The sequence below is a fragment of the Microbispora triticiradicis genome (assembly GCF_005864065.1).
Taxonomy (GTDB): domain Bacteria; phylum Actinomycetota; class Actinomycetes; order Streptosporangiales; family Streptosporangiaceae; genus Microbispora; species Microbispora triticiradicis.
In genome coordinates this window covers 1-14,882 of record NZ_VANP01000018.1, presented here as the reverse complement: position 1 = coordinate 14,882, position 14,882 = coordinate 1, and the positions used below count along the sequence as shown (strand labels likewise).

The 14,882-nt window shown below is 74.2% G+C and carries 2 protein-coding genes; both read right to left on the bottom strand.

The window, feature by feature from the left end:
- Positions 1–44 precede the first annotated feature (44 nt).
- On the bottom strand, positions 45–11,582 hold the full coding sequence (locus FED44_RS38255) for a type I polyketide synthase (RefSeq protein ID WP_138462956.1): 11,538 nt from the start codon (positions 11,580–11,582) through the stop codon (positions 45–47).
- Positions 11,583–11,590: 8 nt separating this feature from the next.
- The coding region (locus FED44_RS31490; RefSeq protein WP_138462955.1) for a type I polyketide synthase at positions 11,591–14,882 on the bottom strand (3,292 nt) is incomplete at its 5' end.

Genomic DNA, 14,882 nt, shown 5'->3' with positions numbered 1-14,882 from the left:
AAATCTGGAAATCGGCTAGAACTCGAAATCGATCAGGACTCGAATCAGCTGGAAATGGACTGCAGCCATTCGTCGACGACCCGCGCCGTGACGTGCGCGCGCTCGTCGATCATGGTGAAGTGGTTCGCCTGCACCTGCCGCACGGTGTGCGCCGCGTCCCACGACGTGGCCTGCCACCCGTCCGCGGGCTCGGTGCCGAGGAACGACTCGGTGCACTGCGCGAACAGCACCGGCGCGGACACCGTGCCGATGTCGAGGTCGGGCAGCATGTCGAACCAGCAGCCCATGCCGGAGAGCCGGGCGCTGTCGAAGCCGCCGAACATCTCCTCGACTTCGAACAGGCCGGCCGCGAGCTGCTGCATCGGGATCGCCTGCCCGGCGCCCTCGTGCAGCTTGAAGGTGTCGAGAAGGACCAGGCCACTGGGCGAGATCCCGTACCGCTCCTCCAGGCACGCGGCGGCCGCGTGGGCGAGGGTGCCGCCGGAGGAGTAGCCGAGCAGCACGAACGGCTCGCCCTCCGCCGCCGCGATGACCGCCTCGGCCAGCGCGAGCACGCCCGCCTCCGGCGTCGCGGGCAGGCTGTCACCGGCCGCGAATCCCGGCGTCGGGATGGCCGAGACGTGCCGCGGGGTGAGGTGCCGTACGAGCCGGGCGTGCTGGTGCACGCCGCCGGTGACCATCGGCGTCGACAGGCAGATCAGCCGCGGCCGCGCCGGGCCGTCGGCGAGTTGCACCGCCGGGATCGGCCCGCCGAGGTCCGCCGGGGTGGTGAACTTCGGCCGCAGGTTTGACACCGCGCGCAGCAGGTCGAACGCCCCCGCCACCTGGTTGTCGTTGATCGCGGCGCGGAACAGGGCGCTCAGCGTGTCGGGCGCCCGCTCCCCCGCCGTCGGCGTGGCGGCCGCCCCCGCCGCGGGGGCGCCGGCCGGCGTGACCGCCATCTCGTCGTGCAGGTACGCCGCCAGCTCCCGCGGCGTCTTGCTGTCGAACACCACCATCGGCGGCAGCCGCAGGCCGGTGGCCGCGTTGAGGCCGTTGCGCAGTTCCATGGCCGACAGCGAGTCGAACCCGGACTCCAGGAAGTCCTTGTCGAGGTCGACGTCGGCCGCCCCGGCGTGACCGAGCAGCACGGCGGCGACGCCCCGCACCAGTTCCTCCAGCGCGGCCTTCCGCTCCGGCTCGCCGAGACCGGCCAGCCGGTCGCGGAACGCGCCCGGGTCGGCCTGGCCGACGCTCGCCCGGCGCCGCCCCGTACCGGCGAGGCCGCGCAGCAGCGCCGGCGGCTCGCCGGGACGGGAGCGGAGCGCGGCGCGGTCGAGGCTCAGCGGCGTGAGCGCCGGGTACGGCGACGCCAGCGCCGCGTCGAACAGCGCCAGGCCCTCCTCGGCGGTCAGCGGCGGCAGACCCTGGCGGCGCAGCCGGTGCAGGTCGGTGTCGCTGAGCCACTGGCTCAGCCCCGTGTCCACGTCCCAGAGGCCGAACGCCATCGCGGTGGCCGGCAGGCCGCTCGCGTGCCGGTGGACCGCGAGGGCGTCCAGGAACACGTTGGCCGCCGCGTAGCTGGCCTGACCGGCGGCGAGAACCTGGCCACCGGCCGAGGAGAACAGCGCGAACGCCGTCAGGTCCAGGTCGCGGGTCAGCTCGTGCAGGTGCCAGGCGGCGTCGGCCTTGGGCCGCAGCACGCCGTCCAGCCGCTCCGGCGTCATCGTGGCGACCAGGCCGTTGTCGCCGATCCCGGCCACGTGCACCACGCCGCCGAGCGGGTGCTCGGCGGGCACGGCCGCGAGCAGCCCGGCCAGCTGGTCGCGGTCGGAGACGTCGCAGGCCGCGACGGTGACCGTCGCGCCGTGCCCGGACAGCTCGGCCACCAGCTCGGGGGCGCCCGCGGCGGCCAGGCCGCTGCGGCTGGTGAGCAGCAGGTGCCGTACGCCGTGCCGGACCACGAGATGCCGCGCGACGAGGCTGCCGAGCCCGCCCGTGCCTCCCGTGACGAGCACGGTGCGGTCCGGACGCCACGGCGACTCCGGCGCTTCGGCCGCCCGCGGGACGGGCACCAGCCGGGGCACGCCGGCCACGCCGTTCCGCACGATCACCTCGGGCTCCCGCGACGCGACCGCCTGCGCCACCACCGCGGGAGTCTCACTGCCGTCCAGGTCGAGGATGGTGAACCGGCCCGGGTTCTCCGCCTGCGCGGCCCGCAGCACGCCCCAGACCGGTGCCGGTCGCGGGTCGACGGTCAGCGCGGCAGGTGAGGCGGGGGCGGCGTCGGAGGTCACCACGACCAGCCGGGAGTCGACGAGCCGCTCGTCGGCGAGCCAGTCCCGCACCACGGCCAGCACGGCGTTCGCCGCGCCGCGGACGTCGGCCAGGACGTCGCCGGTGTCCTGGGCGGGGCAGCGGAAGATCGCCACCTCCGGCGCCTCCGGCAGGCCGGCCAGCGCGGCGACGTCGTCCACGACAGGGATGCCCAGGCCGAGACCGTCGCCACCGAGCGCCACCCAGGCGTGGGTGGCCGGTTCGGCCTGCGTGCCGGGCAGCTCGGTCCATTCCGGGCGCAGCAGCGTCTCCAGTCCGCCCGGGCGGCTCGCGGCCAGTTGCTCGGGCGAGATCGCCCGCAGCGCCAGGCGCTCGACCGAGGCGACCGGCGTACCGGCCGGATCGGCGATGTCCAGCGCCAGCGTGTTCTCGCTGAGCCAGGTCAGCCGCACCCGCAGGGCCCGCGCGCCCACCGCGTGCAGCGCGACCCCGTGCCAGGCGAACGGCAGCAGCGTGCGTTCCGCGTCGTCCGCCTCGTCGGGTACGGCGAAGCTCAGCCCGTGCATGGCGGCGTCGAGCAGTGCGGGGTGGAGTCCGAAGAGTGCGGCGTCCTGGTGTTCGTGGTCGGGGAGGGCGACTTCGGCGAACAGTTCCTCGCCGCGTCGCCAGGCCGCGCGTAGTCCTTGGAAGGCCGGGCCGTAGCCGTAGCCGCGTTCGTGGAGGATCTGGTAGGCGTCGGTGAGGTCCACCGCGCCGGCCTCGGCCGGAGGCCACTGGCTCAGGTCCGCACCGGCCGGGTTCGTATCTGCCGGGTTGGTGGACAGGGTGCCTTCGGCGTGCAGTGTCCAGGGCAGGTCGGCCGGGGCTTGTGCGCCTCGTGAGTAGATCGCCACCGTACGGCGGCCGTCCTCGTCGGCGGCGCCGACCACGACCTGCACCTGCACCGCGCCCTCACCGGACCCGGCGGCTCCGCCCGGCAGCACCAGCGGCGCGGCCAGCGTCAGCTCCTCCACGTGCGTGCACCCGGTGTGCTCGGCCGCGTGCAGCGCCAGCTCCACCAGACCGGTCCCCGGCAACAGCACACTGCCGAACACCTGGTGATCGGCCAGCCAGGGATGCGTGCGAACCGACAGCCGGCCGGTGAAGACCACCGCGTCCGAGTCGGGGGCGGGGATCGCGGCGCCGAGCAGCGGGTGCTCGACCGTCGCGAGCCCCGCCGACTCCGCGTTCACGCCGTCGCGGTTCGGCGGCACCCAGTAGTGCTGACGCTGGAAGGCGTAGGTGGGCAGGTCGACGCGGGTGGCGCCGGTCTCGGCGTAGAAGGCCTGCCAGTCGACCGGGACGCCGGCGGTGTGCAGCTGACCGAGCGCGGCGACGACCGTGCCGGGCTCGGGACGCTCTGCCCGCATGGTGGCGGTGAAGACGGCGGTGTCGGCCTCGTCGAGGGTCTGCTGGGCCATCGCGGTCAGCACCGCGTCCGGGCCCAACTCCACGAACCGGGTCACCCCCTGGGCGGCCAGGGTGGTCACCGCGTCGGCGAACCGCACCGCACCCCGCACCTGGTCCACCCAGTACTGCGCGGTGCCGAACCCGTCGTCGGCGAGACCGCCGGTGACGGTGGACACGATCGGGATCGACGCCGGAGCGTAGGTCAGGGACTCGGCCACTTCGGCGAAGTCGGCGAGCATCGGCTCCATCAGGTGGGAGTGGAAGGCGTGGGAGACCCGCAACCGGCGCGTCTTCCGCCCCTGCTCGGCCAGCCGTTCGGCCAGGGCCAGAACCGGACCCTCCTGCCCGGAGATCACCACCGCGCGGGGGCCGTTGACGGCCGCGATGTCCACCCCCTCGGTCAGGAGGGGGGTCACCTCCTCCTCGGTGGCCTGGATGGCGACCATCGCCCCACCGGCCGGCAGTGCCTGCATCAACCGGCCCCGCGCCGCGACCAGGCGGCACGCGTCGGCGAGCGACAGCATCCCCGCCACATGCGCGGCGGCCAGCTCACCGACCGAGTGCCCGGCCAGGTAGTCCGGCCGCACCCCCCACGAGGAGACCAGGCGGAACAGCGCCACCTCCACCGCGAACAACCCCGCCTGCGCATACGCCGTCTGGTCCACCAGATCGGCGTCGGCGCCCCAGATCACCTCACGCAACGGCCGATCCAGATGCCCGTCCAGCTCAGCGACAACCGCGTCGAAGGCCTGCGCGAACACCGGGAACGCCGCGTGGAGTTCCCAGCCCATGCCCAGGCGCTGGGCGCCCTGACCGGTGAACAGCACACCGACCTTCCCACCGGAACGGGCGACACCCTGCACCACCTGAGGCGCGGTGCGGCCCTCCGCCAGTGCGGCCAGCCCCGCCAGCAGCCCGGCCCGATCACCACCGGTGACCACCGCCCGCCGCTCGAACGACGCCCGCGTCGTCGCCAGCGACAACCCGACATCCGCCACGCTGAGGGAGGGACGGTCCCGCACGAAGGCAAGCACCCGCGCCGCCTGACCGGCCAGCGCATCCGCCGTCTTCCCCGACACCACCCACGCCACCGGAGCCACCAGAGCACCGGCCTGGACCTCGCCCTCGCCCGGCTGCGCGTCGGCGGCAGCGCCAGTGGGTTGCCCGATCTCAGCAGGGACGCCCGAGACCGGGGCATCGGCCTCCACGGCGATCGCCGGGGAGGCGCTGCCGGCCTCGGCCTGCAGCAGGGCGGCGCCGGCGGACGGGACGAGGGAGAACTCTTCCGGTCCTGCCAGGTCGGCGGGGGCCTGCTCGATGATGACGTGGGCGTTGGTGCCGCTGATCCCGAACGACGACACCGCCGCGCGGCGGGGGCGGTCCACCTCCGGCCACGGCATGGCCTCGGTCAGCAGCCGGACCTGACCGGCCGACCACTCCACGTGCGGGGACGGCTCGTCCACGTGCAGCGTCTTGGGCAACTCCGCGTGCCGGATCGCCTGCACCATCTTGATGACCCCGCCGACACCGGCGGCGGCCTGGGCGTGGCCGATGTTGGACTTCAGCGACCCCAGCCACAGCGGCCGCTCCTCCGGCCGGTCCTGACCATAGGTCGCAAGCACCGCCTGCGCCTCGATCGGGTCACCCAGCGTCGTCCCGGTGCCGTGGCCCTCGACCACGTCCACGTCCCGCACCGACAGCCTGGCGTTGGCCAGCGCCTGGCGGATCACCCGCTGCTGGGAGGGGCCGTTCGGCGCCGTGAACCCGTTGGACGCGCCGTCCTGGTTCACCGCGGAGCCCCGGATCACGGCGAGGACCCGGTGGCCGAGCCGCCGCGCGTCCGACAGCCGCTCCATGAGCAGCAGGCCGGCGCCTTCCGCCCAGGCGGCGCCGTTGGCGCCGGCCGCGAACGACCGGCACCGCCCGTCCGGCGACAGCCCCCGCTGGCGGGAGAACTCGATGAACATGGCCGGTTCGGACATCACGGTGACCCCGCCGGCCAGCGCCAGGGAGCACTCGCCCGACTTGAGCGCCTGCCCGGCCAGGTGCAGCGCCACCAGCGACGACGAGCAGGCGGTGTCCACGGTGAGGGCCGGTCCCTCCAGGCCGAGGGTGTAGGCCACCCGGCCGGAGACGAGGCTGCCGCCGCTGCTGCTGGCGACGCCGACGCCCTGCCCGTAGTCGTGGTACATCACCCCGGCGAAGACCCCGGTCTTGCTGCCCCGCAGCGCTCCCGGGTCGATCCCGGCCCGCTCGAACGCCTCCCAGGAGGTCTCCAGCAGCAGCCGCTGCTGCGGATCCATCATCACCGCTTCGTTCGGGCTGATGCCGAAGAAGCCCGGGTCGAACTCCGCCGCGTCGTACAGGAACCCGCCGTTGCGGGCGTACGTCTTGCCGGGGACGCCCGGCTCCGGGTCGTAGATGCCCTCGACGTCCCAGCCGCGGTCGGCGGGGAACTCGCCCACCGCGTCCACGCCGTCGGTGACCAGCCGCCACAGGTCCTCGGGCGAGGCCACCCCGCCCGGGTACCGGCAGGCCATCCCGATGATCGCGATCGGCTCGTCGTCGAGCGGCGCCTGCACGGCGACGCCGGTCTCCTCCCGCGTGCCGCTGAGCGTCTCGCCGATGTGCTCGGCCACCGCGAGCGCGCTGGGGTAGTCGAAGACGAGGGTCGCGGGCAACCGCAGCCCGGTGGCCTCGCCCAGCACGTTGCGCAGTTCGACCGCGGACAGCGAGTCGAAGCCGAGCTCCTGGAACGCGCGGTCCGGCTCGATCGCGTCGGCCGACGCGTGGCCGAGCACCGCCGCGACGGTGGACCTCACCAGGTCGAGCAGCGCGGCCGAACGCTCGGCCTCGCCCAGCCCGGCCAGTCGCTGCCGCAGCGCCTCGCCGCCGCCCGAACGGGCCGCCTGCCGGATCGGCACCCGTACGAGACCGCGCAGCAGGTGCGGAAGCTGCTCCGGCTTGGCGCGCAGGGCAACCGGGTCGATGCGCAGCGGCACGCGTACGGCGCCGGGCGCGGCGAGGGCCGCGTCGAAGAGGGCCAGGCCGTCCTCCGCGGTGAGCGCGGGATAACCCATGCGCCGCATGCGGGTGAGGTCGGCGTCGCTCAGCAGCGCGCCGAGACCCGCGTCCACGCCCCACAGGCCGTACGCCATGGACGTAGCGGGCAGGCCGTGGGCGTGCCGGTGGGTGGCCAGCGCGTCGAGGAAGACGTTCGCGGCGGCGTAGTTGCCCTGACCGGCGGCCAGGACCATGCCGCCCGCGGAGGAGAGCAGCACGAACGCGGCCAGGTCCAGGTCCTTGGTCAGCTCGTGCAGGTGCCACGCGGCGTCGGCCTTCGGCGCGAGCACGGCGGCCAGCCGCTCCGGGGTGAGCGCGCCGACGAGGCCGTTGTCGGCGACGCCGGCGGCGTGCACGACGGCGGTCAGCGGACGCTCCGCCGGGATGGCCGCCAGCACCCCGGCCAGCGCGTCGCGGTCGGCGGCGTCGCACGCGGCGATGGTCACTTCGGCGCCGAGCGCGGTGAGCTCGTCACGCAGTTCCGCCGCGCCCGGCGCGTCCGGGCCTCGCCGGCTGGTGAGCACCAGCGAGCGGACGCCGTACGCGGTGACCAGGTGGCGGGCGAGCAGGCCGCCGAGCCCGCCGGTGCCGCCGGTGATGAGCGCGGTCCCGTCGGGGTCCAGCGCCGGCGCGGCCGCCTCGGCCGGCGGCGTGGGCCGCACGAACCTGGGGACGAGGACCTCACCGGCCCGGATCGCGGCCTCCGGCTCGGCCGACGCCACCACCGCGGCGACCGCGTCAGGCGAGCCGGGGTGGTCGTCGACGTCCAGCAGGGCGAAGCGGCCGGGGTTCTCCGCGATCGCGGCCCGCACCAGGCCCCACACGGGCGCCTGGGTCAGCGCCACGTCGTCGGCCTCTCCGGTCGCGACCGCGCCCCGGGTGACCACGACCAGCCTCGAATCGGCGAACCGGTCCTCGGCCAGCCACTCCTGCACGATCTCCAGCACGGCGGTGGTCACGGACCGGACGCCGGACGGAACGTCCGCGGCGGGCGCGTCCGGCGCCTGCCAGACGACGGCGCCGGGCACGACGGCCGCGTCCGCCAGCGCCCGGAGACTCTCGACGACCGGTACGCCTTCGGGGAACGGGCCGGAGCCCAGAACCACCCAGTTCGTGTCGTCCGATGCCGCCGCCAGAGGGCTCCACTCGATGCCGAACAGCGCCTCGTCGGCGACGTCCCGCGTCGCGCTGAGCTGGTCGACCGACACCGGCCGGGACACCAGCGACGCGACCGTGAGCACGGGCCTGCCGGTCGCGTCGGCGACGTTCAGCGCCAGGCCCCGGGTGGCGGACGGCGCCAGGCGCACCCGCGCCGCGGGCGCGCCGGTGGCGTGCAGCGACACGCCGCCCCAGACGAACGGGAGGACCGTCTCGCCCTCGCCCCGCCCGTCGCCGTCCACCAGGATCGCGTGCATCGACGCGTCGAGCAGCGCGGGGTGGAGCCCGAAGAGGGCGGCGTCCTGGTGCGCCTGGTCGGGCAGGGCGACTTCGGCGAACAGGTCCTCGCCGCGCCGCCAGGCCGCCCGCAGGCCCTGGAAGGTCGGGCCGTAGCCGTAGCCCGCGGCGAGAAGCTCCTCGTACGCGCCCTGCACGTCGATCGGCGTCGCGCCCGGCGGCGGCCACTGTTCGAGCGACTCCCCGCGGACGTCCGGTCCCTCGGCCAGCACGCCCTGGGCGTGTACGGTCCAGTTCTCCGCGTCGTGGTCGGGGCGGGACCGCACCAGCAGCGGCCGGCGGCCGGCGTCGTCCGCGGCCCCGACGACGACCTGCACCGCCAGGCCGTCACGGTACGCGCCCTCCGGCAGCACCAGCGGCGCCTGGAGAGTGAGCTCCTCCAGGATCGGGCACCCGGCCTTGTCCCCGGCGTGGACGGCCATCTCCACGAAGCCGGTGCCCGGCAGCAGGATGTTCCCGTACACCTGGTGGTCGGCCAGCCAGGGGTGGGTGTGGACGGACAGCCTGCCGGTGAGGACCAGGCCCCCGGAGTCGGGCAGGGGGATGACGGCGCCCAGCAGGGGGTGCTCGACGGCCTCCAGCCCGGCGGAGGACAGGTTGCCGACGTAGTCGGCCGCCCAGGACTCCGACAGGTAGTCGTAGGTGTCGAGCCAGTAGCGCTCGCGCTGGAAGGCGTAGGTGGGCAGGTCGACGCGGGTGGCGCCGGTCTCGGCGTAGAAGGCCTGCCAGTCGACCGGGACGCCGGCGGTGTGCAGCTGACCGAGCGCGGCGACGACCGTGCCGGGCTCGGGACGCTCTGCCCGCATGGTGGCGGTGAAGACGGCGGTGTCGGCCTCGTCGAGGGTCTGCTGGGCCATCGCGGTCAGCACCGCGTCCGGGCCCAGCTCGACGAACCGGGTCACGCCCTGGCCGGCCAGGGTGGTCACCGCGTCGGCGAACCGCACCGCACCCCGCACCTGGTCCACCCAGTACCGCGCGGTGCCCAGCTCCTCGGCGGCGAGACCGCCCGTGACGGTGGACACGATCGGGATCCGCGGCGCGTCGAACGACACCGTGCCGGCCACCTCGGCGAAGTCGGCCAGCATCGGGTCCATCATGTGGGAGTGGAAGGCGTGGGAGACCCGCAGCGGGCGGGTCTTGCGTCCCCGGCCGGCGAACTGGGCGGCCAGGGCCAGCACAGGGCCTTCCTGCCCGGAAATCACCAGCGCGCTCGGGCCGTTGACGGCGGCGATGTCCACCCCGTCGGTCAGGAGGGGGGTCACCTCGTCCTCGGTGGCCTGGATGGCGACCATCGCCCCACCGGCCGGAAGGGCCTGCATCAACCGGCCCCGCGCCGCGACCAGGCGGCACGCGTCGGCGAGCGACAGCATCCCGGCGACGTGCGCGGCGGCCAGCTCGCCGACGGAGTGACCGGCCAGGTAGTCCGGCCGCACCCCCCACGACTCCAGGAGGCGGAACAGCGCCACCTCGACGGCGAAGAGCCCGGCCTGCGCGTACGCGGTCTGGTCGGCGAGGCCGGGGTCCTCGCCCCAGATCACCTCACGCAGCGGCCGGTCCAGATGCGCGTCCAGCTCGTCCACCACGGCGTCGAAGGCCTGCGCGAACACCGGGAACGTCGCGTGCAGTTCGCGGCCCATGCCGAGCCGCTGGGCGCCCTGACCGGTGAACAGCATGCCGACCTTGCCACCGGAGCGGGCGATGCCCTGCACCACCCCGGGTGCGGTGCGGGTCTCGGCCACCGCGGCGAGCCTCGCCAGCAGGGTGGCGCGGTCGCCACCGGTCACCACCGCCCGCCGCTCGAAGGAGGTCCGCGTCGTCGCCAGCGAGTAGCCGATGTCGGCCACGTTCAGGCCGGGGTGCTCCTGCACGAAGGACAGCACCCGGGCCGCCTGCCCGGCCAGCGCGTCCGGCGTCTTGCCCGACAGCACCCACGCCACCGGGGCACCGGTCTGGTCCTCCCCCTCACCCGGGACCACGCCGGCGGGAGCGGGGGCCTCGGTGGGGGTGAGGTCGGCGGGGGCCTGCTCGATGATGACGTGGGCGTTGGTGCCGCTGATCCCGAACGACGACACACCCGCACGACGCGGACGGTCCACCTCCGGCCACGGCATCGCCTCGGTCAGCAGCTGGACCTGGCCGGCCGACCACTCGATGTGCGGGGACGGCTCGTCCACGTGCAGGGTCTTGGGCAGCACCCCGTGCCGGATCGCCTGCACCATCTTGATGATGCCGCCGACACCGGCCGCCGCCTGGGCGTGACCGATGTTGGACTTGAAGGATCCGAGCCACAGGGGCCGGTCCTCCGGGCGGTCCTGGCCGTAGGTGGCCAGCACCGCCTGCGCCTCGATCGGGTCGCCGAGAGTGGTACCGGTGCCGTGACCCTCGACCACGTCGACGTCCTGCACCGACAACCGCGCGTTGGCCAGCGCCTGGCGGATCACCCGCTCCTGCGACGGACCGTTCGGCGCCGTCAGACCGTTGGACGCGCCGTCCTGGTTCACCGCCGTACCCCGCACCACCGCGAGCACCCGGTGCCCGAGCCGCCGGGCGTCCGACAACCGCTCCACCAGCAGCACACCACAGCCCTCAGCCCACGCCGTACCGTTGGCACCGGCCGCGAACGACCGGCACCGCCCATCGGGCGACAGTCCGCGCTGGCGGGAGAACTCGATGATCGCCTCCGGCGTGGCCATCACCGCCACACCACCGACCAGCGCCAGCGAGCACTCACCGGACCGGAGCGCCTGCCCGGCCAGGTGCAGGGCTACCAGGGAGGAGGAGCAGGCGGTGTCGACCGTGACCGACGGGCCCTCGAACCCGAAGACGTACGACACCCGGCCCGAGGCGATCGACCCGGTGTTCGCATTGGCGGCGTAGTCGTGGTACATCATCCCGGCGAACACCCCGGTCGCCGAGCCCCGCAGCGAGCCAGGGTCGATCCCGGCCCGCTCCATCGCCTCCCAGGAGGTCTCCAGCAGCAACCGCTGCTGCGGATCCATCACCAGAGCCTCGTTCGGCGAGATCCCGAAGAACCCGGCGTCGAACTCCGCCGCCTCGTGCAGGAACCCACCCGACTTCACATAACTGGTGTTCGGCCGCTCCCCACTCGGATCGAACAACCCCTCAACATCCCAGCCACGATCAGCCGGCCAATCCGAAATCGCGTCCACACCATCGGACACCAGCCGCCACAAATCCTCCGGCGAGGACACCCCACCCGGATACCGGCACGCCATTCCGATGATGGCGATCGGCTCATGCTGGGCGGCGATGATTTTGCGGTGCTCGCCGCGGAGCCGTTCCGTCTCCTTCAGCGAGGCCCGTAGCGCCTCGACCAGCTTGACGTCGGAGTCACTCATCGCCAACCTCACAATTCCTGCGTCATATCGTCGAATTCCAGGCCCTGGAACGCCATATTGATCAGACTCTCGGCGTCCATTTCGTCAATGGACGCCGCGGGTGCCGAATCGGCGGCCGATTCGGCGGACTCGGCGCGGGCTCCGCCGAGTTCCAGCAGGGTGTCCAGCAGGCCCGCGTCGCGCAGCCTGCTCAGGGGAATCGCACTCAGGATCCGGCGGACCCGTTCCTCTGTGTCCGCCGAGCCGTTCTGACCGTCCGCATCGGTCGCCAGCTCTCGGTCGAGGTGGGCGGCGAGCACGAGCGCGTTCGGGTAGTCGAAGACCAGCGTCGCCGGCAGGCGCAGCCCGGTGACCGTGTTCAGTCCGTTGCGGAACTCGACGGCCGACAGCGAGTCGAAGCCCAGCTCGCCGAACGCGCGGTCCGGCTCGATGGCCTGCGAGCCGCTGTGCCCCAGCACCAGAGCGGCCTGGGTGCGCACGATGTCCAGCAGCGCCGCCTGGCGTTCGGTCTCGGACAGACCGGCCAGGCTGCTCCGCAGGGCGGCGGCGGCCGACGCGTTCCCCGTGCCGCGCCGGGCCGGTCGGCGTACGAGGCCGCGCAGCAGGGCCGGCGGCTCGTTGCCGGCCGCGACCGCGGCCAGGTCGAGCCGGATCGGCACCACCGTGGCCGCGTCCCCGGCGCAGGCCAGGTCGAACAGCGCGAGGCCCTGCTCCTCCGTCAGCGGTTCCACACCGGTACGGCTGAGCCGCTGCCGGTCGGCGTCGGTCAGCCCCCCGCCGATGCCGCCCTCGTCGTCCCACAGGCCCCAGGCCTGTGACTGCGCGGTCAGACCGGCGGCCCGGCGGTTGAGCGCCAGCGCGTCCAGGAAGGCGTTCGCGGCGGCGTAGCTGCCCTGACCGGGGTTGCCGAACACGCCGGCGGCCGAGGAGAACAGCACGAACGCCGACAGGTTCCGGCCCGCGGTGAGTTCGTGCAGGTTCAGCGCGGCGTCGACCTTGGCGCGCAGCACGTGGTCCACGCGCTCGGGGGTGAGCGAGGAGATCACGCCGTCGTCGAGCACACCGGCGATGTGCACGACGCCGGTGACGTCCACCGCCGACAGGAGCTCGGCGAGCGCGGCGCGGTCAGCGGTGTCGCAGGCGGCGACCGTCACGTCGGCGCCCAGCGCGGCCAGTTCGTCGCGTAGCTCGGCGGCCCCCGGGGCGGCGAGCCCTCGGCGGCTGGTCAGCAGCAGCCGCGGCACGCCGTACCGGGTGACCAGGTGCCGGGAGACGAGCCGCCCCAGTGTGCCGGTCGCGCCGGTGACCAGGACGGTGTCGTCCGGCCCGAAGGACCCGGCGGGCGTGTCGTCCTCGGCGGCGGCCGGCAACCGGGCGAGCCTCGCCGCGTGCATCGCGCCGTCGCGCACGACGACCTGCGGCTCGTCCGTCGCCAGAACCGTCGCGAGGTCCACCGAGTCGTCGGTGTCCAGCAGCAGGATCCGGCCCAGGTTCTCCGACTGCGCGGACCGCACCAGTCCCCAGACCGCGGCGCCCGCGAGATCGACGGAGTCCTCTCCCGGCAGCGGTACGGCGCCCCGCGTGGTCACGGCCAGCGTGGAACCGGCGAACCGGGAGTCGGCCGCCCAGGCCTGAAGTACGGCGAGCGCCCGGTGCGTCGCGGCCCGCACCGCCGCCGCGTCGCGGCCGTGGCCGGCGTCCAGCACGACCACCTCCGGAGGCACGGCGTCGTCGGCCAGATCGGCCCAGGCCGCCCACGACACGGGCAGCGCCGCCGGGGCGCCGGCGATCGGCGTCCAGGACAGCTGGAAGAGCGAGTCGCCCGGGCCCGGTTCCGCCGCCCGAAGCTGCTCGGTCGAGGTCGCGCGCAGGGTCAGGGACTCGACCGACGCCACGGGCACGCCGTACCGGTCGGTGATCTCCATGGACAGCGAGGTGTCGCTCAGCCAGGTCAGCCGCACGCGCAGCGCGTCGGCTCCGGCCGCGTGCAGCGCGACCCCGCGCCAGGCGAAGGGCAGCAGCGCCTGCTCCCGATCGGCCGCGCCGTCCGGAGGCACGAGACCCAGCCCGTGCAGCGCGGCGTCCAGCAGCGCCGGGTGCACGCCGAACGCGGCGGCGTCCTCCCTCGCCTGAGCCGGAAGCTCCACCTCGGTGAAGATCTCCGCGCCGCGCCGCCACGCCGTCTTCAGGCCCTGGAACGTCGGGCCGTAGCCGTAACCGCGTTCGTGCAGGATGTCGTACGCGTCGCTCACATCCACCGGGGTGGCGTCGGCCGGGGGCCACTGCAGGTGGCCCGTGGACGCGGTGGGCGCGGAAGCGGTGAGGGTGCCTTCGGCGTGCAGCGTCCAGGGCTCGTCCGCCGGGGCGTTCTCCCTGCGGGAGTAGACCGCGACCGTACGGCGGTCGGTGTCGTCGGCGGCGCCGACCACGACCTGCACCTGCATCCCGCGATCACGTGAGCCGGGATCACCCTCGGGCAGCAGCAGCGGCGCCGCGAGGGTGAGCTCCTCCAGGACGGCGCAGCCGACCTGGCCTCCCGCCGCGACCGCCAGCTCCACGAAGCCCGTGCCGGGGAAGAGCACGTTGTCCAGCACCTGGTGGTCGGCCAGCCAGGGATGCGTACGGACCGACAGCCGGCCGGTGAACGACATCCCGTCCGAGTCGGGGGCCGGGATCGCGGCGCCGAGCAGCGGGTGCTCGACGCGCTCCAGGCCCATGGCCGCCGCGTCCACGCCCTCCTGCTCGTGTTCGAGCCAGTAGAACTCGCGCTGGAAGGCGTAGGTGGGCAGGTCAACGCGGGTGGCGCCGGTCTCGGCGTAGAAGGCCTGCCAGTCGACCGGGACGCCGGCGGTGTGCAGCTGACCGAGCGCGGCGACGACCGTGCCGGGCTCGGGCCGTCCGCCCCGCATGGTGGCGGTGAAGACGGTGGTGTCGGCCTCGTCGAGGGTCTGCTGGGCCATCGCGGTCAGCACCGCGTCCGGGCCCAACTCCACGAACCGGGTCACCCCCTGGGCAGCCAGGGTGCTGACGGCGTCGGCGAACCGCACCGCGCCCCGCACCTGGTCCACCCAGTACTCGGCGGTGCCGAACTCGGTGTCGGCCGGCGAGCCGGTGACGGTGGACACGATCGGGATCGAGGGCCGCTCGTAGGTCAGGGACTCCGCCACGGTGTGGAAGTCGGCGAGCATCGGCTCCATCAGGTGGGAGTGGAAGGCGTGGGAGACCCGCAACCGGCGCGTCTTCCGCCCCTGCTCGGCCAGCCGTTCGGCCAGGGCGAGGACGGGGGCTTCCTGTCCGGAG